General features: G+C 69.6%; 19 protein-coding genes. 11 read left to right on the plus strand and 8 right to left on the minus strand.

Annotated elements, in window-relative coordinates; all coding sequences use genetic code 11:
* Positions 1 to 16: 16 nt before the first annotated feature.
* Positions 17 to 712 (minus strand): HAD family hydrolase, encoded by a 696-nt coding sequence (locus tag LCHO_RS12830; RefSeq protein ID WP_012347585.1) that lies wholly within the window; start codon positions 710 to 712, stop codon positions 17 to 19.
* A 69-nt stretch (positions 713 to 781) separates the two neighbouring features.
* Between LCHO_RS12830 and hemH the strand changes: the two genes are divergently transcribed.
* Positions 782 to 1888, plus strand: a complete 1107-nt coding sequence (gene hemH / locus LCHO_RS12835) for a ferrochelatase (protein WP_012347586.1) — start codon at positions 782 to 784, stop codon at positions 1886 to 1888.
* A gap of 45 nt (positions 1889 to 1933) precedes the next feature.
* Here hemH and LCHO_RS12840 read toward each other — a convergent pair whose 3' ends face one another.
* From LCHO_RS12840 to LCHO_RS12855, 4 genes are all read right to left on the minus strand, one after another.
* Positions 1934 to 2857 carry a porin gene (locus LCHO_RS12840; RefSeq protein ID WP_012347587.1) on the minus strand — a complete coding sequence of 308 codons (924 nt, stop codon included), beginning with the start codon at positions 2855 to 2857 and terminating at the stop codon, positions 1934 to 1936.
* 182 nt (positions 2858 to 3039) lie between these two features.
* Positions 3040 to 4527, minus strand: a complete 1488-nt coding sequence (locus tag LCHO_RS12845) for a tripartite tricarboxylate transporter permease (protein WP_012347588.1) — start codon at positions 4525 to 4527, stop codon at positions 3040 to 3042.
* Positions 4527 to 5021, minus strand: coding sequence for a tripartite tricarboxylate transporter TctB family protein (locus LCHO_RS12850; RefSeq protein ID WP_012347589.1), 495 nt, complete (start codon positions 5019 to 5021; stop codon positions 4527 to 4529). The genes LCHO_RS12845 and LCHO_RS12850 overlap by 1 nt, the downstream gene beginning before the upstream one ends.
* A 1-nt stretch (position 5022) precedes the next feature.
* Positions 5023 to 5982, minus strand: a complete 960-nt coding sequence (locus LCHO_RS12855; RefSeq protein ID WP_012347590.1) for a Bug family tripartite tricarboxylate transporter substrate binding protein — start codon at positions 5980 to 5982, stop codon at positions 5023 to 5025.
* Between the two features lie 124 nt (positions 5983 to 6106).
* Between LCHO_RS12855 and LCHO_RS12860 the strand changes: the two genes are divergently transcribed.
* Genes LCHO_RS12860 through LCHO_RS12870 form a run of 3 tightly spaced genes read left to right on the plus strand, consistent with a single transcriptional unit; the run spans position 6107 to position 8717 of the window.
* Complete coding sequence (locus LCHO_RS12860; protein ID WP_012347591.1) at positions 6107 to 6775, plus strand: response regulator transcription factor; 669 nt, start codon at positions 6107 to 6109, stop codon at positions 6773 to 6775.
* Positions 6776 to 6789: 14 nt separating this feature from the next.
* Positions 6790 to 8259: a sensor histidine kinase gene (locus LCHO_RS12865; protein WP_012347592.1), complete on the plus strand. Its 1470-nt coding sequence runs from the start codon at positions 6790 to 6792 to the stop codon at positions 8257 to 8259.
* Entirely contained in the window at positions 8256 to 8717 is a 462-nt protein-coding gene (locus tag LCHO_RS12870; RefSeq protein ID WP_012347593.1) for an RNA-binding S4 domain-containing protein, read from the plus strand. The genes LCHO_RS12865 and LCHO_RS12870 overlap by 4 nt, the downstream gene beginning before the upstream one ends.
* A gap of 46 nt (positions 8718 to 8763) precedes the next feature.
* Here LCHO_RS12870 and LCHO_RS12875 read toward each other — a convergent pair whose 3' ends face one another.
* Together LCHO_RS12875 and LCHO_RS12880 are read right to left on the minus strand one after the other, a co-directional pair.
* On the minus strand, positions 8764 to 10335 hold the full coding sequence (locus LCHO_RS12875; RefSeq protein WP_012347594.1) for a DUF5666 domain-containing protein: 1572 nt from the start codon (positions 10333 to 10335) through the stop codon (positions 8764 to 8766).
* A gap of 48 nt (positions 10336 to 10383) precedes the next feature.
* Positions 10384 to 11283 (minus strand): DUF6502 family protein, encoded by a 900-nt coding sequence (locus LCHO_RS12880; protein WP_012347595.1) that lies wholly within the window; start codon positions 11281 to 11283, stop codon positions 10384 to 10386.
* 189 nt (positions 11284 to 11472) lie between these two features.
* On the opposite strand from LCHO_RS12880, the gene grpE reads away from it, so the two are divergent.
* From grpE to LCHO_RS12900, 4 genes are all read left to right on the plus strand, one after another.
* On the plus strand, positions 11473 to 12018 hold the full coding sequence (gene grpE / locus LCHO_RS12885) for a nucleotide exchange factor GrpE (protein ID WP_012347596.1): 546 nt from the start codon (positions 11473 to 11475) through the stop codon (positions 12016 to 12018).
* Between the two features lie 125 nt (positions 12019 to 12143).
* A complete protein-coding gene (gene dnaK / locus LCHO_RS12890; protein WP_012347597.1) occupies positions 12144 to 14084 on the plus strand; it encodes a molecular chaperone DnaK in 1941 nt (646 codons plus the stop codon).
* A gap of 128 nt (positions 14085 to 14212) precedes the next feature.
* Entirely contained in the window at positions 14213 to 15370 is a 1158-nt protein-coding gene (dnaJ, locus tag LCHO_RS12895; RefSeq protein WP_012347598.1) for a molecular chaperone DnaJ, read from the plus strand.
* A 138-nt stretch (positions 15371 to 15508) separates the two neighbouring features.
* A complete protein-coding gene (locus tag LCHO_RS12900) occupies positions 15509 to 17242 on the plus strand; it encodes a response regulator (protein WP_012347599.1) in 1734 nt (577 codons plus the stop codon).
* Here LCHO_RS12900 and LCHO_RS12905 read toward each other — a convergent pair.
* Complete coding sequence (locus LCHO_RS12905; protein ID WP_012347600.1) at positions 17179 to 18456, minus strand: CaiB/BaiF CoA transferase family protein; 1278 nt, start codon at positions 18454 to 18456, stop codon at positions 17179 to 17181. The genes LCHO_RS12900 and LCHO_RS12905 overlap by 64 nt on opposite strands.
* A gap of 307 nt (positions 18457 to 18763) precedes the next feature.
* On the opposite strand from LCHO_RS12905, the gene LCHO_RS12910 reads away from it, so the two are divergent.
* The 3 genes from LCHO_RS12910 to LCHO_RS12920 all read left to right on the plus strand — a co-directional run bounded on the left by LCHO_RS12910 (position 18764) and on the right by LCHO_RS12920 (position 23808).
* Positions 18764 to 19669, plus strand: a complete 906-nt coding sequence (locus tag LCHO_RS12910; RefSeq protein ID WP_190274803.1) for an ectoine/hydroxyectoine ABC transporter substrate-binding protein EhuB — start codon at positions 18764 to 18766, stop codon at positions 19667 to 19669.
* A complete protein-coding gene (locus LCHO_RS12915) occupies positions 19666 to 22866 on the plus strand; it encodes an EAL domain-containing protein (protein WP_012347602.1) in 3201 nt (1066 codons plus the stop codon). Before LCHO_RS12910 ends, LCHO_RS12915 begins: the two co-directional genes overlap by 4 nt.
* 72 nt (positions 22867 to 22938) lie before the next feature.
* Positions 22939 to 23808, plus strand: a complete 870-nt coding sequence (locus LCHO_RS12920; RefSeq protein ID WP_043705344.1) for a 3',5'-nucleoside bisphosphate phosphatase — start codon at positions 22939 to 22941, stop codon at positions 23806 to 23808.
* The last annotated feature ends 23 nt before the right edge of the window (positions 23809 to 23831 follow it).

The raw sequence follows: 23831 nt of genomic DNA on the forward strand, positions 1-23831 counted from the left end.
ATCCGAGCCTGCCGGCTCAGGCGCCGAGCAGATCGGCCAGCGCCAGCAGGTCGCTCACCTGCAGGTGCCGGCGCCCGGCCTCCTGCGTCGACCCTCCAGGCTGCTGCACCCCGTCACGCCGTACCCACGCGGTCTGCAGGCCGGCGGCGCGTGCGCCGTCGACATCCAGGGCAAGGTCGTCGCCGATGTGCATGACCTGAGCCGGCGCGCGGCCGAGCTGTTCGCAGGCACTGCGGAAGATCCGCACATCCGGCTTGGCCACGCCGGCCGAGCGGGCGCTCACCGAGCCGCAGAACCAGCGTGACAGCCCGGTCGCGGCCAGCTCGGCATTGCCGTTGCTGAGCGCCAGCAGCGGGAAGCGCGCGGCCAGGCGGTCGAGCGCGGGGATCACGTCGGCATAGAACTCGACCTGCTGGCGCTGCGCGAAGAACACCTCGAAGGCCGGCTCGGCCAGCGCCGGATCGTCGCCGCTGGCCCGCAGCGACTCGCGCAACGCGATCAGGCGCAGCTGGCTCAGGTCGTGAGCCAGCCGGGGATGGCGGCGCGACACGTCGGCGCGCAGCTCACGCATCGCCGGCACGCCGAAGCGCAGCGCGGTGGCGGGGGCCTGCCGCTCGAGCCACGCGTGCGTGACCTGCTCGGCGCGCTCGATCACAGGCGCGATCGGCCACAGCGTGTCATCGAGGTCGAGGGTGAGGGCAAGGACAGTCATGCGCGCATTGTCGTCATGCCATCGGCCCGCTGCGGCAATGGGGCCAAGGCTGGGCGAGAATCCGCCGCCATGCCGACACCCCGTTACGCCCCCGAACCCCCTTACCGCCACGGCAGCGCGCCCCGCATCGGTGTGCTGCTCGTCAACCTGGGCACACCCGACGCCCCACGCACCGCCGAGGTCCGCCGCTACCTCGCCGAGTTCCTGTCCGACCCGCGCGTGGTCGAGATCCCGCGCGCGATCTGGCTGGCGATCCTGCACGGCATCATCCTGCGCGTGCGGCCGGCCAAGTCGGCCGCCAAGTACGCCAGCGTCTGGACCGCCGAAGGCTCGCCGCTGGCGGTCTGGACGCGCCGCCAGGCCACGATGCTGCAGGGCTATCTGGGCGAACGCGGCCTGCAGGTGACGGTGGCACACGCCATGCGCTATGGCCAGCCGGCCGTGGCTGCCACGCTCGACCAGCTCAAGCAGGCCGGCTGCGATCGCATCCTGGTGCTGCCGATGTACCCGCAGTATTCGGGCACCACCACCGCCAGCGTGTGGGACGCGGTGGCGGCCTGGAGCTTGAAGCAGCGCAACCTGCCCGAGCTGCGCTTCGTCAAGCAGCACCACGACGAGCCCAGCTACATCGACGCCCTGGCGCGCCGGGTCGAAGACTTCTGGGCCCGCGAAGGCCGCGGCGACCACCTGCTGCTGAGCTTTCACGGCGTGCCCGAGCGCACGCTGCATCTGGGCGATCCGTACCACTGCCAGTGCCTCAAGACCGGCCGGCTGCTGCGCGAGCGGTTGGGGCTGTCGGAGCAGAACCTGAGCGTCAGCTTCCAGAGCCGCTTCGGCAAGGCCAAGTGGCTGGAGCCCTACACCGAGGCCACGCTCAAGGGCCTGGCCAAGCGCGGCGTCAAGCACCTGCAGGTGTTCTGCCCGGGTTTCCCGGCCGATTGCCTGGAGACGCTCGAAGAGATCGCCATCGAGGGCCGCGAGCTCTTCCTGCACGCCGGTGGCCAGCGCTTCGAACACATCCCGTGTCTGAACGACCACCCGGCCTGGATCCAGAGCCTGGTGGCGATCGTGCAGCGCCACACCGGCGGCTGGCCGGTGATGCGCGACGAGCAGCCGCGTGCGGCCGAGCTGGAGAGCCAGCGCCTGCGCGCGCTGGCTCTGGGCGCCAAGACCTGATCACACCGGCCGCGCAGCAGGCTGCTGCGGCCGGCGCAGACACGCTCAGAACGTGTGCTTCACGCCGAGGTCGTAGCCGGTCTTGTTGGCGACCGCCTTGCTGTCATGGCCGACGTCGGTGTAGATCGTCGTGCGCTTGGACAGCGCGTAGTGGTAGCCCAGGCCGACCTTCTGCGCGGTGGTCGTGCTGCCCTGCTTCTGCGTGCCGGCGGCGGCTTTCAGCTCGCCGGGGCCGAGCGCCCAGTTCAGGCCGACCATGAAGCCCTTGGCGGTGACGTTGGCGTTGGTGTCGCCCTTGGCGTAACCGGCCGAGACCGTGGCCGCGCCCATCGTGTAGGCCGCGCCGACGTGCACGATGCGGTCGTTCGCGCCGGCCGGATCCTCGTAGCCGGCGCCGACGAACAGGCCGCCCACCTTGTAGTTCGCGCCCACCGAGAACGGCCGGTCGCTGCCGCCGTTGGGCGTCGACTCGGCGCTCGACACGGCCAGGTTCAGTCCGTTGGTGCTGTAGTCGTAGCGGATCGAGCTGTCGATGCGCACCTTGGTGATGCCGCCGACCCGAAAGCCGACGTCACGCAGCTGCGCCACCGTGTCGCCGCCGAACGGGTCGATCTTGTCCTGGATCATCGAGAACGCGGCGATGTACTGCCGGCCGAACGACACCTGGCCGAACGCACCGCCGATGCCGACCTGCGACAGGCCCTTCCAGAACTGCGCGCCGTCCTGAGCGCCGGTGTTCGGGAAGAAACGATGCTGCAGATCGAAGAAGGCGCGGTTGCCACCGCCCAGGTCCTCGGTGCCCTTGAAGCCGAGCCGGCCGTCGCTGCCGGTGGCCATTTCACTGTTGGTGGCGCCGACGGCCTTGCGCACGCCGAGGTCGATCTTGCCGTAGACCGTGACGTTCGATTGCGCGGCGGCGGTGCCGGCTGCGGCGGCCAGGATGGCGAAGGTGATCAGGGACTTGTTCATTCGGGTTGTCTCCGGTTGTCGAAATGTCGAGACCGTCACGGCATCAGGCGCCTTGATCGATCGTGTTCACGCACCCGAGGGCGCGCACGGATCCCCCGGGCCCTGGATCCAGGGCCCGAGAAAACGGGGAACGGGGAAAGAAGACGGGCCCGGACCGGGTCCGGTGGTCGCCCGCCCGGGGCTCAGCGCATGCGTTGCACCAGCTTGACCAGTCGCGGCAGGACCAGCACGGCGATCACCACGATCACCAGCGTCAGCGACATCGGCCGGTCGAGGAAGACGCTCCACTTGCCCTCGCCGATCGACATCGCGTTGCGCAGCTGCGCTTCGGCGAGCGGGCCGAGGATCAGGCCGACCACCACCGGTGCTGCGGGGAAGTCGAAGCGCCGCATCACCAGGCCGAGCAGGCCGATGGCGTAGAGCAGGAACAGGTCGAAGCTCGACTGCCGGATGCCGTAGACACCCACGGTGGCGAAGATCAGGATGCCGGCATACAGGCCCGGCTTGGGGATCTTCAGCAGCTTGACCCACAGCCCCACCAGCGGCAGGTTGAGGATCAGCAGCATCACGTTGCCGATGTAGAGCGAGGCGATCAGCGCCCAGACCAGCGCGCCGTTGCTGTCGAACAGCTGGGGCCCGGGCTGGATGCCGTAGTTCTGGAACGCGCCGAGCAGGATCGCGGTGGTGTTGGAGGTCGGGATGCCCAGCGTCAGCAGCGGGATCAGCGTGGCCGTGATGGCCGCGTTGTTGGCCGCCTCGGGGCCAGCCACGCCCTCGATCGCGCCGGTGGTGCCGAACTCCTTCTGATGCTTGGACAGCTTCTTCTCGGTCGCGTAGCTCAGGAAGGTCGGGATCTCGCTGCCACCGGCCGGGATGCAGCCGAACGGCAGGCCGATGAAGGTGGCGCGGATCCAGGCCGGGAACGAGCGCTTCCAGTCCGACAGGCTCATGTGGACGCGGCTGAGCTTGTTCTGCGACTCGACCACCCGGCCCTCGAACAGCACCACGTGCAGCGCCTCGGCGACGGCGAACAGGCCGACCGCGACCAGCACCACGTCGATGCCGTCCATCATCTCGGGCACGCCCAGCGTGTAGCGCGCGGTGCCGGAGATCTGGTCGATGCCCACCAGCCCCATCGACAGGCCGATAAAGAGCGCCGTCAGGCCGCGCAGCGTGCTCTTGCCGAGCACCGCGCTGACGGTGCAGAAGGCCAGCACCATCAGCATGAAATATTCCGGCGGGCCGAGCCTGACCGCGTATTCGGCGATCACCGGCGCGCCGAAGGTGACCACCACCGTGGCGATGGTGCCGGCCACGAACGAGCCGATCGCGGCGGTGGCCAGCGCGGCCCCGGCGCGGCCGCTCTTGGCCATCTTGTTGCCCTCCATGGCCGTGACCATCGAGCCGGCCTCGCCGGGCGTGTTGAGCAGGATCGAGGTGGTCGAGCCGCCGTACATCGCGCCGTAGTAGATGCCGGCGAAGAAGATCATCGACGCCGTCACCTCGACCTGCAGCGTGATCGGCAGCAGCATCGCCACCGCGGTGGCCGGACCGATCCCCGGCAGCACGCCCACCGCCGTGCCGATGGTGCAGCCCAGCAGCGACCACAGCAGGTTGACCGGCGTGCCGGCGGTGATGAAGCCCTGCAGCAGTTGATTGAAGGTGTCCATCAGATCCATCCCGTCGAAGTCAGGCCCGGCAGGTTGATGGCGAGCAGCTTGGTGAACATCCAGAACACCGGCGCGGCGATCGCCAAGCCCGTCAGCGCGTGCACCAGCCAGCTGCGCACACCGCCGTCAAGCACGCCCTGCGAGGCCTTGAAGCCGCGCACCGCGAGCATGAAACACAGCGTGCAGCTGAGGATGAAACCGAGCGTGCCGATCAGCAGCGCATTGAGCAGGATGCCGGCCGAGACCCAGGCGAAACCGCGCCAGTAGCCGGCCTCGTCGCCCGAGGAATCGTCCATCTCGCGGAAGCCGCCGCTGGCGGCCTCCCAGATCAGGCCGACCCCGCACAAGAGCAGCGCGCAAGCCACCACCAGCGGCAGGAAGCTGGCGCCGACACCGCCGTAACCGGCTTCGGTCGGGATGTCCCAGGCACCGGCTGCGAGCAGCACGCCGATGCCCAGCACGCCCGCACCCACGAGGGCTTGCGGCGTCTTCATGTCAGATCATCCCGGCCTGGGTCATGGTCTTGCGCAGGTTGGCGAAGTCGTCTTCGACGAACTTCTCGAACGCCGCGCCCGACAGCACCGCCGGCATCCAGCGGTTGCGCTCCAGCGCCTCGGCCCAGCCCTTGGACTGCACCGTCTTGAGCACCATGTCGGTCAGCGCCGCGCGCTGCTCGGCGGTGATGCCGGGCGCGCCGTAGACGCCGCGCCAGTTGCCGAGCACGACGTTGTAGCCCTGCTCCTTGAGCGTCGGGATGTCGAAGCCCTTCAGGCGCGCGTCGGCCGTGACGCCCACGCCGCGCATCTTGCCGCTGGTGATGTACTCGTCGAACTCGCTCAGGCCGCTGCCGCCGATGGTGACGTTGCCACCCAGGATCGCGGCCGTGGCCTCGCCACCGCCCCGGAAGGCGACGTAGTTGATCTTGGCCGGATCGACGCCCACTTCATGCGCCAGCATCGCCGCGGCGATGTGTTCGGTGGAGCCGCGCGAACCGCCGCCCCACTTGACGCTGCCGGGGTCCTTCTTGAGCTGCTCGACCACGTCCTTCATGGTCTTGAAGGGCGAGTTGGCCGGCAGCACGAAGACGTTGTATTCGCTGGTCAGGCGGGCGATCGGCGTGGCCTGCGTCAGGCTCACCGGCGGCTTGCCGGTGATCAGGCCGCCGAGCATGACCGCGCCCATCACCATCAGCGCGTTCGGGTCGCCCTTGCTGCCGTTGACGAACTGCGCCAGGCCGATCGCGCCGGCCGCGCCGCCCTTGTTGTCGTAGCTCACCGAGCCGGCCACGCCGGCGTCCTGCATCGCCTTGCCCAGCGCGCGGCCGGTGCTGTCCCAGCCGCCCCCCGGATTGGCGGGAATCATCATCTTGAGATTCGCCGCCGCGCGGGCGCTCAGTGGCAAGGTTCCCGCCACGGCGAGGGCGGCCATCGACTTCAGAAAGGTGTCACGACGCATGTTTGTCTCCTGCTCGTTGGTGAATCACGGACAGAATCAATGGTGACGCCGCTGGCTGTCGATCGGCTGTCCAACCCACTAGGGGAAACGCCAAGCGAGCGCCACTCCGAACCCTTGCCCGCCCATGAAACTGCTCCTGATCGAAGACAACCTGGCGATGCAGACCTCGCTGCAGCGCGCCTTCGAGCGCCGCGGCATGCAGGTCGTGACCTGCGCCGACGGCGCCCGTGCGCTCGACCGCTGGCAGGCCAGCCAGCCCGACGTGGTGCTGCTCGACCTCAGCCTGCCCGGCGTCGACGGCCTGGAGGTGCTGACCCGCGCCCGCGCCGAGGGCCTGCGCACGCCCGTCATCATCCTGACCGCCCGCGGCGCGGTGGGCGACCGCGTGCTCGGCCTGAACACCGGCGCCGACGACTACCTGGCCAAGCCCTTCGACCTCGACGAACTCGAGGCACGCGTGAAGGCGCTGGTGCGGCGCCAGCCCAGCGAGCGCCACGACACGCCCGAGTACTGCGGCCTGCGTGTCGACGCGCAAAGCGGTGCGGTCTACTTCCAGGGCCAGGCGCTCGAACTCGCGCCGCGTGAGTCGGCGCTGCTGCGCGCGCTGCTGGCCCGGCCCGGCCAGGCGGTGGCCAAGGAACGGCTGTTCGAGCTGGTGTTCGCCGGCGAGGCCGACGTGCAGCCCGACGCGATCGAGGTCGTGGCCTACCGCCTGCGCAAGCGCCTGGCGACCACCGGCGCACGGCTGGTGACGCTGCGCGGCCTGGGTTACCTGCTGTCGCCGCAGCCGTGATCGACCGGCTGTCGATGCGCCTGGCGCGGCTGTCGATGCGCAGCCGGCTGCTGCTGGGCATCCTGCTGCCGGTCGGCCTGCTGGTGGCGATCAACACCTGGAGCCTCTACCACCAGGCCCTGCGCTCGGCCGACACCGCCTACGACCGCACGCTGCTGGCGTCGGCCAAGTCGATCGGCGAACTGCTCGAAGTGACCGGCAACAGCGACGCCCTGCAGGTGCGCGCCAACGTGCCCTACTCGGCGCTCGAGGCCTTCGAGGCCGACAACCGCAGCCGCATCTTCTTCAAGGTGTCGGGCTTCGGCGGCGAGATGGTCTCGGGTTTCGAGGACCTGCCGGCCTGGCAGGGCCGGATTCCGGTGCGCGGGCCCTACGCGGCGCTGGTCGATTTCTACGACGACCACTACCGCGGCGAGCCGGTGCGGGTGGCCGTGCTGCTGCAGCCGGTGTCGGGCCAGGCCGGCCAGGGCATGGCGACCATCCAGGTGGCCGAGACGCTGGAGCTGCGCCAGACGCTGGCGCGCCAGATGCTGTTCGACACCCTGTGGCGCCAGGCCGCGCTGCTGGGGGTGATCAGCCTCGTGGTGTCGTGGGTGGTGCAGCGCGCTACCCGGCCGGTGCGCGAGCTCAGTGCGGCCATCACGGCGCGCCCGGCCGATGACCTGTCGCCGATCGACACCACCGGCACGCCGCGCGAACTGCAGCCGCTGATCGACGCCACCAACGACGCGATGGCCCGCCTGGCCGGTCTGCTGACGCGCCAGAAACGCTTCGTGCGCGACGCCTCGCACCAGCTGCGCACGCCGCTGGCCGTGCTCAAGACCCAGGTGCAGTCGGCGCTGCGCGGCGACCTGCCGGCGCACGAGGCGCTGCGCGAGATCCGCGCCACGGTGGACGGCGCCACGCGCCTGGCCAACCAGATGCTGGCGCTCGCCAAGCTCGATCAGGTGCAGAACGACCAGGCCGCCGAAAGCATCGACCTGGCCGCGCTGGTGCGCGACGTGGCGCTCGACCTGGCGCCGCTGATCGCCGACAAGGGCCTCGACTTCGAGCTCGCCGCCGACGCGCCGGTTCCGGTGCGCGCGCGCGACTGGATGCTGCGCGAGCTGACACGCAACCTGCTGCACAACGCCATCCGCGCCACGCCGGCGGGCGGGGCGCTGAGCGTGGCGGTGCTTGCGCTGACGCCGCCCACCGCGGCCGACGGGCCCAGCGCCGACCCGATCGCCCGGCTGCAGATCCGCGACAGCGGCCCCGGCATCTCGGCGGCGCAGCGCGAGCACCTGTTCGAGCCCTTCCACACCGGCCATCCGAGCAGCGGCAGCGGCCTGGGGCTGAACATCTGCCGCGAGGTCTGCGAACGGCTCGGCGGGCAGATCCGGCTCGACAACCGGGTGGCGGCCGATGGCTCGGGCGCCGCACTCGGCCTGGACGCGCGTGTGGACTTGCCGCTGCACGCTGCCGCGCCACAATCGGCGGCGTGAAACACCGATCCGACGACAAGACCGATGCCGCCGCAGCGCCCGACAGCCGCGAGGGCGTGCGCCTCGACAAGTGGCTCTGGGCCGCGCGCTTCTACAAGACCCGCAGCCTGGCCGGCGACGAGATCGGCCACGGCCGCGTCATGATCAACCAGCAACTGGCCAAGGCCGCCCGGCTGGTGCGCTGCGGCGACCTGCTGAGCGTGAAACAGGGCAACTGCCCGCTGCCGCGCATCATCCGGGTTCTGGCCCTGTCGGACGTGCGCGGCCCGGCGCCAGTGGCCCGGCAGCTCTATGAAGAGACCGAAGAAAGCCGCGCCGCCGTGGCGACCTGGCTCGCCAACCGGCCGTTGACGGTCGACCCGGCGCAGAGCATCACGCAAGGCCGGCCGACCAAGTCGGATCGCCGGCAGATCACCGAGTGGCAGCGCTGGAGCGTGTCGCTGGACGACGAGGGCTGAGAGACGCCGGCGCCCATCCATCGGACGACGACGCTCCCGAAAGCGATCAGTCGTCGTCGCGCTTGATCTTGATGGCGTTGAGCACTGCCGATGTGCCGGTGCCGCTCAACGAGCCTTCGACCTCGACAGCCAGACCATCGGTCCAGTTCGGGATGTCGCGGAAGAAGGTGTTGTCGGTGTAGGCGACTGTCACATCCGCAACACCCGTGCGCTGCAAAACGAAGGTGCGAGCGCTCACGCTGAGGGACGTCACCGTCCCCTGTCGCTCGACCACCGATCCGGCCACCTCGCTCTTGCACTCGAGTTGGGTGGCAGTGATGCCCGTGCTCGAGACGAGGCCCTTGACTTCGACGAACTGATCGTTCAGCACCACCCCGACCGCCGGGCAATCCTTGACGGCTGCGGAGTCCGGCAGCAGGACCTCGGTATCACGCACGACGAACTTCGCAGGCGTGGTGAGGGTTGCGTCGACAAAGCCGCTCAAGGTTCCATGCAGTTCAGCCGGGTTGTTGACGTCGTCGTCGCCCGTGCGCAACTGCAGTCGGTCCGCAACGAACGAGGTCGCCGACAGATAGCGCCCGCGTGCACGCACGTAGTCGCCGACGACCAGCGTGGCAAACGTGACGCGATCGAAATCGGCATCGGCAACACGCGACAGATCGACCGTCGCGCCGTCGATGGCAATCAGCTTGGTCGTCGCGTTGATCTCCGTGACCACGCCGCTCAGGTAGGCCGAGATCGACACCGGCGACGCGAACGAACGCACCCTCACCGCCCCGTCGGTCACGTCCAGTCTCGGCGCCGTCGCCCCGGTCGCCACATAGGCGCCGGTCGGGGCGAACACCACCACCGAGTTGCCGTTGGCAATCTGGAGCGCCGGGCTGCCAACCGGCAGGATCACGGTCGAGCCGGAGCGCTGCACCGTCAGGGGGCCGAGCTTGAACGTGCCCGTGCTGCCGCCGCTGACGCCCGACACGACACCCGCGATGCGAAGGTAGGCCGGTGGTGCCGCAGTCTTTTTCTCGATCCGCGTCGCGAGGTAGGTCACTGCGTCGCCGCTGCCCTGGCGCAACGCATGCACTTCGACAACATCGGTCGTCGGCTGGATGTCGGCAATACCCGAAAAGCCCTCGTACACGGTCGCCGGTTGCTGGCCGCCCGTCGAGTTGACGACCACCCGCTGGCCGAGCACCGTGATCGAGTCGCCCAGCTTGCTGTCGACCACCCCCACCAGCGACGGTTCGACCTCGATGCGCTGGGCCACGCCCAGGCTCGCGGTGGTGTCGTTTGCGCTGCCGATCGATTCGACCAGCGAGCGATGACCGAGCTTGACCTCGGCCAGCACGAACTCGTCCCCCTTGGAACCTTGCTCGATCTCGACTCGGGCCTGACGGTCATCAAACCGCACGCCATCCACGATCACGCTGCCGAAGCCGTTCACCGTGCCCATCGAAATGCCGGTGCCATTGGTGCCGACGCCACCATCTCCACCCCCTCCCCCGCACGCCACCAGCGTGAGCACGGCCATCACGGCGGCGCCGAACCAGCCGACGGCGGAACCTCGCGCGCGCGGCACGTGCACCGGGGGCGCGGCATCGTTGTCGACTCGGTCGAACATGGTGAACTCCAGATATCCAGTGTGATCGTTCGGTGCAGCAGGCCCGGGTCACTCGTGCCGCGAGGCGGACTTCGAGGCCGCGTCGGGTTTCCCGTTCTCGCCTTCGGGGGTGAGGGCCTCGTGGTAGTAGTACACGCCAAAGCGCATGCGCAACGGCGTGTCTTCACGGCTATTGTCCGCGCGCACGCAATCGGTGGCCGCCGCCACCATGCCGTCGAACGCAGGGGCCCACACCGCGCGCGCCACGGCCGCCAGCTTGTTGCCCGATTCGACACTCAGGCCGTTGGCGTAGACGCTCTGCTCCAGGAACTTGAAGCCGTTGCCGGCCTGCAGGTTGTAGACCGCCGCCGCGAGGTGGTCGGCCGCGTTGACCGCCAGGGTCTGCGCGGCGCTGGCGTCCTCCGGGCGGCTGACGAAGCGGTCGGCGCTCAGGCAGACGTCGTCGCCGTCGACGCTGACCATGCCCAGGCGCTGCAGTTCCTCGAGCAGCGTGCGCGGGTGGACGTCGCTGGAGGTCTCGCGCGCCAGCGCCTCGAAGCTGGGCATCTCGCCGTGGCGCGGCAGGCGCGACAGCACCTGCGCGCTGGCCGGATCGCGGTAACGCGGGTCGGTGATCCAGCGCGTGAACAGCACCGACGCCGGCGTGGGCACCAGCGGCGCCACCGGCAGCGCCTGGTTGCCGAGCGCGCGCACGTCCTTGCGGTGCACGCCCGACAGCACGCTGAGCGCCGAATCGGTCACCTTGCTGCCCTTGCGCTGCAGTTCGCTGCGCGCCTCGGCCAGGAACACCTGCTTGAGCACCTGGGTCAATGCACCGTAATGGACGCCGTGGCGCAACAGCCAGCGCACCACCGGCCGCAGCACGACAGCCGCGCCATCGAGCGCCTGCTGTGCCCGCGGATCATGGCCGGCGACGGATCCAGGATCGTGGTTGGGTTGGTCGCTCATGGCACTGCTTTGGGAGTCTATTGCTGGGATAATTTCCCATGAAATATACCTTAACGCCGCAGATTGTGTTGCGTTGCGTGCGTGCTCCCGTGCAGGGCGCGAGAAAAATCTTGTCGCAACCCTCTTGAATTCATGGCCATCGGTGCAAGTTGCACTGCCGGTTCATCGTCAGACGGACAGAGACATTTCATGCCAGACACGCCCAAAGCCGACATCCCATCCGACAACGCCGCCCTGGAAGCCCAGGGTATCGCCTCAGAGCTAATCGACGACAGCGCCGCGCGCATCGCCGAACTCGAAGCCAAGAACGCGGATCTGGCTGATGCCTACCTGCGCGCCAAGGCCGAAGCCGACAACATCCGCCGTCGTGCCGATGACGACATCGCCAAGTCGCGCAAGTTTGCAGTCGAATCCTTCGCCGAGAGCCTGCTGCCGGTGAAAGACAGCCTGGAGGCCGCGATTGTGAGCCACGCCGCCGGCAAGGGCTCGCCCGAACAGGTGATCGAGGGCGTGCACGCCACGCTGCGCCAGCTCGGCCAGGCGCTCGAGCGCAACAAGGTGCTCGAGGTCAATCCGCCGGCCGGCACCAAGTTCGACCCGCACCAGCACCAGGCCATCAGCGTGGTGCCCGCCGAACAAGAGGCCAACACGGTGGTGGCCGTGCTGCAGAAGGGCTACCTGATCGCCGACCGCGTGCTGCGGCCCGCGCTGGTGACCGTCGCCGCCGCCAAATGACACGCTGATCGCGACCGCGCGCCGGGCCCTGCTCCAACGCAGGCCGCGCGCAGGTCGCAGGGCTTGAAAGCCCGGCCGTCAGCCGCAAATCAGACACCAGTTCACAAATTTTCCGGAGCACACACATGGGCAAGATCATCGGTATCGACCTCGGCACGACCAACAGCTGCGTCGCCGTCATGGAAGGCAACACGACGCGCGTGATCGAGAACAGCGAGGGTGCGCGCACCACGCCGTCGATCATCGCGTACCAGGAAGACGGCGAGATCCTGGTCGGTGCCTCGGCCAAGCGCCAGGCCGTGACCAACCCGCGCAACACGCTGTACGCGGTCAAGCGCCTGATCGGTCGCAAGTTCACCGAGAAGGAAGTGCAGAAGGACATCGACCTGATGCCCTACAAGATCGCTGCGGCCGACAACGGCGACGCCTGGGTCGAAGTGCGCGGCAAGCGCATGGCCCCGCCGCAAGTCAGCGCCGAAGTGCTGCGCAAGATGAAGAAGACCGCCGAGGACTATCTCGGCGAGGAAGTGACCGAAGCCGTCATCACGGTGCCGGCCTACTTCAACGACAGCCAGCGCCAGGCCACCAAGGACGCCGGCCGCATCGCCGGCCTGGACGTCAAGCGCATCATCAACGAGCCGACCGCGGCCGCGCTGGCCTTCGGCCTGGACAAGCACGGCAAGGGCGACCGCAAGATCGCGGTCTATGACCTGGGCGGCGGCACCTTCGACATCTCGATCATCGAGATCGCGGACGTCGACGGCGAGATGCAGTTCGAGGTGCTGTCGACCAACGGCGACACCTTCCTGGGCGGCGAGGACTTCGACCAGCGCATCATCGATTTCATCATCGCCGAGTTCAAGAAGGACCAGGGCGTCGACCTGTCGAAGGACGTGCTGGCCCTGCAGCGCCTGAAGGAAGCGGCCGAGAAGGCCAAGATCGAGCTGTCCAACAGCGCGCAGACCGACATCAACCTGCCGTACATCACGGCCGACGCGTCGGGCCCGAAGCACCTCAACATCAAGCTGACCCGCGCCAAGCTGGAAAGCCTGGTCGAGGAGCTGATCGAGCGCACGATCGCACCGTGCCGCACGGCGATGAAGGACGCCGGCGTGTCGGTCGGCCAGATCGACGACGTGATCCTGGTCGGCGGCATGAGCCGCATGCCCAAGGTGCAGGACAAGGTCAAGGATTTCTTCGGCAAGGAGCCGCGCAAGGACGTCAACCCGGATGAAGCGGTGGCCGTCGGTGCCGCGATCCAGGGTCAGGTGCTGGGCGGCGAGCGCAAGGACGTGCTGCTGCTCGACGTCACCCCGCTGTCGCTGGGCATCGAGACGCTCGGCGGCGTGATGACGAAGATGATCACGAAGAACACCACCATCCCGACCAAGTTCTCGCAGACCTTCTCGACCGCCGACGACAACCAGCCGGCCGTGACGATCAAGGTCTACCAGGGCGAGCGCGAGCTGGCCTCGGGCAACAAGAGCCTGGGCGAGTTCAACCTCGAAGGCATCCCGCCGTCGCCGCGCGGCACGCCGCAGATCGAGGTGACCTTCGACATCGACGCCAACGGCATCCTGCACGTGGGCGCCAAGGACAAGGCCACCGGCAAGGAAAACAAGATCACGATCAAGGCCAACTCGGGTCTGTCGGAAGACGAGATCCAGAAGATGGTGCGTGACGCCGAAGCCAACGCGGCCGAGGACAAGAAGAAGGTCGAGGTCGTCCAGGCCAAGAACCAGGGCGACGCGATGGTGCACTCGGTCAAGAAGTCGCTCACCGAATACGGCGACAAGCTCGACGCCGGCGAGAAGGAAAAGATCGAAGCCGCGATGAAGGACGTCGAGGAAGCCATCAAGGGCGACGACAAGGACGACATCGAGGCCAAGACCAACACCCTGATGACGGCCAGCCAGAAGCTCGGCGAGAAGATGTACGCCGACATGCAGGCCCAGCAGGCCGCCGGTGCCGCTGCCGGCCCCGCGGGCGGCGAGGCACCGAAGTCCGAGAGCAAGGCCGACGACGCGGACGTGGTCGACGCCGAGTTCAAGGAAGTCAAGAAGTGAAATGCGCCGGTGCGGTGCGGCCCCTCGGGGCGCACCGTCCGGTGGTCTTCGCCGCGTGCGGGAGAGGTACTGAAAAGCGCCTTGTTCTCGACGCGGCGTTCTAGCTTGAGAAGATCTGGGTCCTGCTCATGGGAAAGCGCGATTACTACGAAGTTCTGGGTGTGGGCAAAACCGCCTCCGAGGACGAGATCAAGAAGGCCTACCGCAAGCTGGCCATGAAGCATCACCCGGATCGAAACCAGGGTGATGGCGCGAAGGCGTCGGAAGAGAAGTTCAAGGAGGCGAAAGAGGCCTACGAGATGCTCTCGGACGCGCAGAAACGCGCTGCCTACGACCAGTTCGGCCACGCCGGCGTCGACCCCAATGCGGGTGGCGCGGGCTTCCGGCCGGGTGCGGGCGGCGAAGGCTACGGCGGCTTTGCCGAGGCCTTCGGCGACATCTTCGGCGACATCTTCGGCCAGCAGGGCGGTGGCGGACGACGCGGGGCCGGCGGCCAGCAGGTCTACCGCGGCGCCGACCTGTCGTACGCGATGGAGATCACGCTCGAAGAGGCTGCGCACGGCAAGGAAAGCCAGATCCGCATCCCGACCTGGGAAGAGTGCGACACCTGCCACGGCAGCGGCGCCAAGCCGGGCACCAGCGCCAAGCCGTGCACCACCTGCCACGGCGCCGGCACGGTGCATCTGCGCCAGGGTTTCTTCAGCATCCAGCAGACCTGCCCGCACTGCCACGGCAGCGGCAAGATCATCCCCGAGCCCTGCACCAGCTGCAACGGCGCGGGCAAGGTCAAGAAGCAGAAGACGCTCGAGGTCAAGATCCCGGCCGGCATCAACGAAGGCCAGCGCATCGCGCTGCGCGGTCATGGCGAGCCGGGCACGCAAGGCGGGCCGGCGGGCGACCTGTACGTCGAGATCCGCATCAAGCAGCACGAGATCTTCGAGCGCGACAGCGACGACCTGCACTGCACCGTGCCGGTGCCGCTGACGACCGCGGCGCTGGGCGGCGCGATCGAGGTGCCCACGCTCAGCGGCTCGGCCGAGATCGAGCTGCCCGAAGGCACCCAGCACGGCAAGACCTTCCGCCTGCGCGGCAAGGGCATCAAGGGCATCCGCTCCAACTATCCGGGCGACCTGTACTGCCACGTGTCGGTGGAGACGCCGGTCAAGCTCACCGAGCATCAGCGCAAGCTGCTCAAGGAGCTCGACGAGTCGTTCCGCAAGGGGGGCGACAAGCATTCGCCCACCTCGAAGAGCTGGACCGACCGGGTCAAGGATCTGTTCAAGTAAGCCCGCGAGCCTTCATGCCCGCATCGGACGGCCACCTGCGGGTGGCCGTTTTCATGTGCGGGTTCAAGTTCCAGGGCGGCCGGCCGATCTCATGGCACGAATCCGTCGTGCGACACCCATCGGTTCAACCCACGCCCCATGTCAGTTCCAGACCCGGACATCCAAGCCTGCCGAGCCCTCGTCATCGACGGCAACCCGACCTCGCGCAGCACGCTGGTGGCGATGCTGCGCGAGTTCGGCGTCGGCACGGTGGCGCAATGCGCCCGGGCGATCGACGCGCGCCGCATCCTCGAACACCGCAATTTCGACGTGGTGGTGTGCGAGCACCACTTCGACCATCAGCACATGGGCGGCCAGGATCTGCTCGACGACCTGCGGCGCGCCCAGCTGCTGCCGCTGTCGACCGTGTTCATCATGGTCACCGGCGAGGCCTCGTACGCCAAGGTGGCCGAGGCGGCCGAGTCGGCGCTCGACAGCTACCTGCTCAAGCCGCACAACGCCACCGCGCTGCTCGATCGCGTGCTGCAGGCGCGCCGGCGCAAGCACATGCTCAAGCCGATCTTCGACGCCATCGACGAAGGCCAGCTCGAGGTCGCGGCGCGGCTGTGCCAGCACCGCTTCGAGGCACGCGCCGAGTACTGGCTATACGCCGCGCGGGTGGGTGCCGAGCTGCTGCTGCGCATGGGCCGCCACGACGACGCCCGCGCGCTGTTCACCGCCATCCGCGAGACCCGCGCGCTGCCCTGGGCCAAGCTGGGCATCGCACGCGCCGAGGTCGAGGCCGGCACCACCGTGCAGGCGCGCCGCACGCTCGAATCGCTGATCAGCGACAACCCGAGCTTTGCCGATGCCTACGACGTGATGGGCCGGGTGCAGGTCGAGCAGGGCGACCTCGAAGGCGCGCTGGCGACCTTCCGGCGCGCCAGCGCGATCACGCCGGCCAGCGTCACGCGGCTGCAGAAGCAGGGCATGCTGGCGTTCTACGCCGGACAGTGGGACGAAGCCGGCAAGGCGCTCGAACGCGCGATGGTGACGGGCCTGTCGAGCAAGATGTTCGACATGCAGACGCTCGTCCTGCTGGCGCTGCTGCGCTTCGACCAAACCGACCCGCGCGGCCTGATCCGGGTCGGCGACAACCTGACGCGGGCGGTCGAGAAACACGGCGAAAGCGCCCGCCTGCGCCGCATGCTCGACCTGGTCACGGTGCTGCGCACGCTCAACGAGCGGCAGATCGCGCGGGTGATCGAGCAGGTCAAGTCGATGGCCCGCGAGCTGAGCGACGACGATTTCGATTTCGAGGCCGCCAGCAACACGGTCGCCCTGCTGACGCGGCTGGCGCGCACCGAGATCCAGCTGGCCGACGCCGAGATCTGGATCCGCACGCTGGCGCTGCGTTTCTGCGTCTCGAAGGCCGGCACCGACCTGCTGTCGGCCGCGGCGATCGGCCATGACGGCTACCAGCAGATCATCCGCGAGGCGCAGGTGCGCATCGCCGCACTGGCCGAGCGGGCGATGACGCACAGCATCAAGGGCTCGCCCCTGATCGCGGTGCAGGCGCTGATCAGGCAGGGCCAGGAAACCCTCAACGCCAAGCTGCTCGAACTGGCCGGCCTGGTGCTGCAGCGGCACCGCGAGCGGATTCCGGTCTACGCGGAAATGCTCGCCGAGGTGCGCGCGCTGCAGCAGCGCTACTGCGCCAAGGGCACCCGCGTCAGCCTGAGCGACACCGGCCGCAGCGCCGGCGCGATGGCGCTGCGCATGCAGACCGACGCCCCCCAACGCACGGTCGCGCGGCTGGACGGCGGCGATCAGGCGCTGCCGTCGGCGGCCACCTCGCCGAGCCAGTCGGCCAGCACCTCGGCGGTGTCCTGACCGAGCCGCGGCGGCGCGCTGCGATACGTCACCGGCGTGGCCGACAGGCGGATCGGGTTGGCCACGCCGGGCACGCTGCCCGCCAGCGGGTGCGGCAGATCGACCCGCAAGCCGCGCGCGATCACCTGCGGGTCGGCAAACACCTGGTCGATGCGGTTGATCGGCCCACACGGCACGGCCTCGGATTCGAGCGCGGCGATCCACTCGGCGGTGCTGCGCATCACGGTGGCCTGGCGCAGCAGCGGGATCAGCGCGGCGCGGTTCGCCACCCGCGCGGCGTTGCTCGCATAGCGTTCGTCCGCGGCCCATTCGGGCCGGCCGGCGACGGCGCAGAAACGCGCGAACTGGCCGTCGTTGCCGATCGCCAGGATCATGTCGCCGTCGGCGGTCGGGAAGTCCTGGTACGGCACGATGTTCGGGTGCGCGTTGCCCATGCGGCGCGGCACCGTGCCGCCGATCAGGTGGTTGGCGGTCTGGTTGGCGAGCGCGGCCACCTGCACGTCGAGCAGCGCCAGGTCGATGTGCTGGCCGCAGCCGCTGCGCTCGCGGTGCGCCAGCGCGGCGAGCACGCCGATGGTGGCGTACAGGCCGGTCATCACGTCGGTCAGCGCCACGCCCACCTTCTGCGGGCCGGCACCCTGCTCGCCATCGGCGCGGCCGGTCACGCTCATCAGGCCGCCCATGCCCTGGATCAGGAAGTCGTAGCCCGCGCGCGGCGCATACGGCCCGGTCTGGCCGAAGCCGGTGATCGAGCAGTAGATCAGCCGCGGGTGGGCCGCGCACAACGTGGCGTGGTCAAGACCGCAGGCCTTGAGTCCGTCGACCTTGAAGTTCTCCAGCACCACGTCGGCCTGCGCGGCCAGGCGCCGCACCAGCGCCGCGCCGGCCGGATCGGCCAGGTCGATCGCGACCGAGCGCTTGTTGCGGTTGGCACAGAAGAAATAGGCCGCGTCGCTCGTGTCGCGGCCCTCGGCATCCTTGAGCCACGGCGGGCCCCACGTGCGGGTGTCGTCGCCCAGGCCCGGGCGCTCCACCTTGACGACGTCGGCGCCCAGGTCGGCCAGCAGCTGGCCGGCCCACGGCCCGGCCAGGACGCGCGACAGGTCGAGCACCTTCAGGCCGGCCAACGCCCCCGGCGCGGCGGCGGCGGCATCGAGCGGACGGTTCGGTCGCTGCGGCTCGTCGCTGCGAAAGGAAGCGGGATCGGGGGCCATCGGTCGTCTCCGGTCAGCGTTGTCAGGCCTGCGACGAACGCAAGGCAAGGGCGGCGATGCTAGAACGCCGGGCGCCACCGGATCGGAAAATGCCTGCACGCAACACCTGGGGACAGCGACGACCGGGCCCGGACGGACGGATCGGCAGGCGTCTCGAACTGAAAAAAACATGCCGCCATGCGACTTGCCGATCGGTCGGGCGGTCCGCATGAACCAGAATCGTCGCCTGGCACAACAGCAGGCGCACCACGCCAAGCAGGAAGATGCACATCATGCGTCGGGTCGCACGATCCACTCAATCCACGTCATGAAGCACACGAAGTTGCAGGCCTGGGCGCTGCTGGTGCTGATCGGCACGCTGATCGCCATGGGAATGGTCGTCGGCACCGGCGGCGGCCCGTCGGGCTCGCACGCCGACGACCGGCCGCTGCGGGTCGGCTACGCGCTGGAGGCGCCGTACGCCTATCTCGACGGCCGCGGACGGGTCGGCGGCGAATCGCCCGAGGTGCTGCGCGCGCTGTTGCGCCGCATGGGCGGGCCCGAGCCGCAGTGGGTGCACCAGGAGTTCTCGACGCTGATCCACGAACTCGAGATCGGCCGCATCGACGTCATCGCCGCCGGCCTGTTCATCACCGCCGAGCGCAGCCAGCGGGTCGCCTTCACCCGACCGACCGTGGCGGTGCGCACCGGCCTGCTGGTGGCGGCCGGCAACCCGCGCAAGCTGTCGCGCCTGCAGGATCTGGCCGGGCAGGATCGCCTGCGGCTGGCCGTGATCGAAGGCGCCGTCGAGGCCCGTCAGGCGCAGGCCAGCGGCGTGTCGAGCCGGCAGCTGCTGCGGGTGCCGGACGCGCAGACCGGCATCGCCGCCGTGCGCACCGGTCGCGCCGCGGCGATGGCGCTGTCGGCGCCGTCGTTGCGCTGGATGCTCGGCCAGGGTGACGGCCGCGGGCTCGAGGTGCTGGATCTGGCGGACGATCCGGCGACCGCCGGCATCGGCTATCCGGCCTTCGCCTGGCGCCTCGACGACCCCCGTCGCGAACGCTTCGACCGCCAGCTGGCGGCGTTCGTCGGCAGCTCGGAGCACCTCGAGATCGAGCTGCGCCACGGCATGTCGACGGCCGATGTCGAACTGGCGCGGCGCTGGAAACCCGGCTCGCAGGCCGGGGCGCCGGCGGACCGCCGCCTCGTCCACGTCGCCGGGGCGGGATCGTGAAGAAGACGCCGCGTCGCGACATCGAGCCGGTGCTGGGCGCGATCGCGCTGTTCGTGCTGGTCTGCCTGGGCCTGATGGCGTGGACGCACCTGCGCTGGAGCGCCACGCTCGAGCACACCACGGCGCCGCTGGACACGCTCAACCAGGTGCGCCAGAAGGTGCTGGCCGCCGAGCTCAACGGCGAGCGCCTGCTGGCCCGCGATCCCACGGTGACCACCGAGATGGTGCTGGCCGACCTGGCGACGGCGGAGGTCCGCTCACGCCAGTTGCTGACCCAGATCGACGAGACCCGTGGCGACATCGACGGCCAGGACGGCAGCGACCTGCGCGATGCCGCCGAGCGCTACAGCGCCAGCCTGATGCAGCTGCGCAGCGCCGCGCAGGCCCGCATCGCCGCATCGGCCGACGACCGCGAGGGTGCGGCGGTGGCGCTGCGGGTGGCGCGCGCGCCGCTCGATCTGGCGGCGATGGCGCTCGAGCGCCAGTTGCGGCTGCACAGCCAGGTCCGCATCGATCACCAGCGGTGGCTGACGCTGTTCACGCTCGGGCTGCTGTCGGCGCTGGCGATCACGCTGATGGGCGTGCTGATGCGCCTGAGCCGGCAGCGCAACGAGTCCGACGCGGCGCTGGCGGCCAGCGAGGCGCACCTGCGCACCTTCATGCGGGCGATGCCCGACGTGTCGTTCCTGTTCGACCGCGACGGGCGCTATCTAGACGTCTTCGGTCCGGCCGAGAAACTGGCCGAACCGGTCGAGCGCATGCTGGGGCGGCGCATCGCCGACGTGCACGGCGAGCGCCACGTCGAGCTGTTCATGTCGGTGATCCGGCTCGCGCTCGAGACCCGCGAGCCGCAGCGCTGCGAGTTCGCGCTCGAGGTGCAGCAGGGCACGCGCTGGTTCGAGGCGCGCGTGTGCGCGGTGCCGGACCGCGAGCAGGTGGTCTGGGTCAGCTGGGACATCAGCGAGCGCCGGGCCGCCGAACTGCGCGTCACCGAGCTGACCCGGCTCTACAGCTTCATCAGCCAGGTCAACCAGGCCTTCGTCTGGACCCGCAGCGAGGCCGAGCTGTTCGACCGCATCTGCAACGTCGCCATCAGCCACGGCCACCTGCGCCTGGCGTGGGTGGTGCAGCGCGACGGCGCGGCCAGCGCGCCGCGGGTGGCCGTGCAGCGCGGCGACTCGACGCTCGTGCACCTGTGCGCGGCCTCGCTGCCGCCGGCCACGCACAGCCACGCGATGGCGGTGTCCCAATCGCTGCTGACCGGCACGGTGCAGTGGCGCCCGGGCAGCGTCAAGCCGGCCGGCGAAGCGCCGCTCGACCTGGTCAGCGTGCCGGTGCGCAACCTCAACCAGGTGGTCGCCGCCGTGGTGCTGGTGGGCAACAAGCTCGACCCCGAGGACCGCGAGCAGCAGGCCCTGATCGCCGAGCTGGGCAGCGACATGTCGCACGCGCTGGCGCAGTTCACGCGCGAGGCGCAATGGCAGGAATCGCTGGCGCGCACCCGCCTGCACGCCGCCGCGCTCGAGAGCACGCAGGACGGCGTGATGGTCACCGACCTGCGCCCGCGCATCGTCTCGGTCAATCGCGCCTTCACCGAGATCACCGGCTACAGCGAGACCGAGGCGGTCGGCATGTCGCCGCGGCTGCTGCAGTCGGGCCGCCACGAGCCGGCGTTCTTCACGCGCCTGTGGAACCAGCTGCTGACCCACGGCCGCTGGCAGGGCGAGGTGCAGAACCGCCGCAAGAACGGCGAGCTCTACACGCAGTGGATGTCGGTCAGCACGGTGCGCGACGAACACGATCAGCCGACCCACTACGTCTCGGTCTTCACCGACATCACGCCGCAGAAGGAGGCCGAGCAACGGCTGCAGCACCTGGCGCACTTCGACCCGCTCACCCAGCTGCCCAACCGCCTGATGGTGCTGAGCCGGCTCGAGCACGCCATCGCCTCGGCCGCACGGGCCGAGCGGCGGGTGGCGGTGCTGTTCATCGACCTCGACAACTTCAAGACCGTCAACGACAGCCTCGGCCACAGCGCCGGCGACGACCTGCTGCGCGCGGTGGCCGATCGCCTGGGCACCCGCACGCGCCGCGAGGACACCCTCGGGCGGCTGGGCGGCGACGAGTTCATCCTGATGCTCGAACACCTGCGCGAGCCGCAGGATGCCGCCCAGGTCGCGCAGGAACTGATCGGGCTGCTCGAGACGCCGTTCCGGGTGGCCGGCCAGGAGGTGTACGTGCAGGCCAGCATCGGCATCAGCCTGTACCCGGACGACGGCCTCGAGGTCGGCGAACTGGTGCGCGATGCCGACGCCGCGATGTACCAGGCCAAGCGCGCCGGCCGCGGGGTCTACCGCTTCTACACCGAGAGCCTGACCACCGCGGCGCAGAGCCGGCTGGCGCTCGACACCCGGCTGCGCCGCGCGCTCGAGAACAAGGAGTTCGTGCTCTGGTACCAGCCGCTCTACCGGCTGGCCGACCGCTGCCTGATCGGCCTGGAGGCGCTGGTGCGGCTCAACCAGCCCGGCCTGCCGCCGATCGGCCCGGCCGAGTTCATCCCGCTGCTCGAGGAGACCGGCCAGATCACCACGCTGGGCGCCTGGGTGACGCAGGAAGCCTGCCGCCAGGGCCGCGCCTGGCTCGACGAGGGCCTCGATTTCGGCCGCATCGCGATCAACCTGTCGCCGCAGGAAATCCGCCGCGGCCAGACCGACGAGCGGGTGCGCGAGGCACTCGAACGCAGCGGCCTGCCGGCCGAGCGCCTCGAGCTCGAGCTGACCGAATCGGGCCTGATGGAACAGGGCGAACGCGCCGAGGCCTTCCTGCACCGGCTGCGCGCGCTGGGCGTGCGGCTGGCGATCGACGATTTCGGCACCGGCTATTCGTCGCTGGCGTACCTGAAGCGCTTTCCGGTCTCCAAGCTCAAGATCGACCGCAGCTTCGTCCGCGACCTGCCGGCCGATGCCAACGACGCCCAGCTGGTGCAGACCATGGTGTCGATGGGCCGCAACCTGGGCATCTCGGTGCTGGCCGAAGGGGTCGAGACCGAAGCCCAGTTCGACTACCTGCGCAGCCTCGGCTGCGACGCGGCGCAGGGCTATTTCTTCAGCCCGCCGCGCCCGGCCGACGAGGCCCGGCACTGGCTGCGGCCACTGGCGGCGGCGCAGGCAACGCCCGTCCAGGCCGAACCGCCGTGACGGCGCGGGCCCTGGCCCGCACTGGCCGGTGACCCTGCCCGGCGCTTGTCGGCCGGCGCTTCCTACAATGCGGTGGTGAGCACCCTCAACGCCGACCTGCACTGCCATTCGACCGTCTCCGACGGCACCCTCAGCCCGGAGGACCTGGCCGCACGCGCGGCGAACAACGGCGTCGAGCTGTGGGCCCTCACCGACCACGACGAGATCGGCGGCCAGCTGCGCGCCCGCGCCGCCGCCCACGCGCACGGCATGGCCTACCTGTGCGGCACCGAGATCTCGGTCACGTTTGCCGGCGAGACGGTGCACATCGTCGGCCTGGGCTTCGACCCGCTCGACCCGCAGCTGATCGACGGCCTGGCGCGCACCCGCGGCGGGCGCGAACTGCGGGCCCGCGACATGGCCGCCAGCCTCGCCAAGGTGGGCATCCACGGCGCCTTCGAGGGTGCGCTCAAGTACGTCGGCAACCCGGACCTGATCTCGCGCACCCACTTCGCGCGCCACCTGGTCGAGGTGGGTGTGTGCAACGACACCTCCGAGGTGTTCCGGCGCTTCCTGACCGAAGGCAAGCCCGGTTTCGTGCCGCACCGCTGGGCCGGCCTGGGCGACGCGGTGCACTGGATCACCGAGGCCGGCGGCGTGGCGGTGGTGGCGCACCCCGGCCGCTACCGCTTCAGCCCGACCGAGGAATACGCGCTGTTCACCGAGTTCATCGCCCACGGCGGGCGCGGCGTCGAGGTCGTCACCGGCAGCCACACCAGCGCCGAGTTCGTCCGGTACGCCGACCTGGCGATCGAGCTGGGGCTGGTGGCCTCGCGCGGCAGCGATTTCCACTCGCCGGCCGAGAGCCGCATCGATCTCGGCAAGCTGCCGCCCCTGCCCGCGCAGCTGACGCCGGTCTGGCAGGTGCTGGCCGAACGCGTCCAGGCACCGACCGCGGCCTGAGCCGCCACCCCGCCCCTCGCACC

It is taken from the genome of Leptothrix cholodnii SP-6 (genome assembly GCF_000019785.1).
Taxonomy (GTDB): Bacteria; Pseudomonadota; Gammaproteobacteria; order Burkholderiales; family Burkholderiaceae_C; genus Sphaerotilus; species Sphaerotilus cholodnii.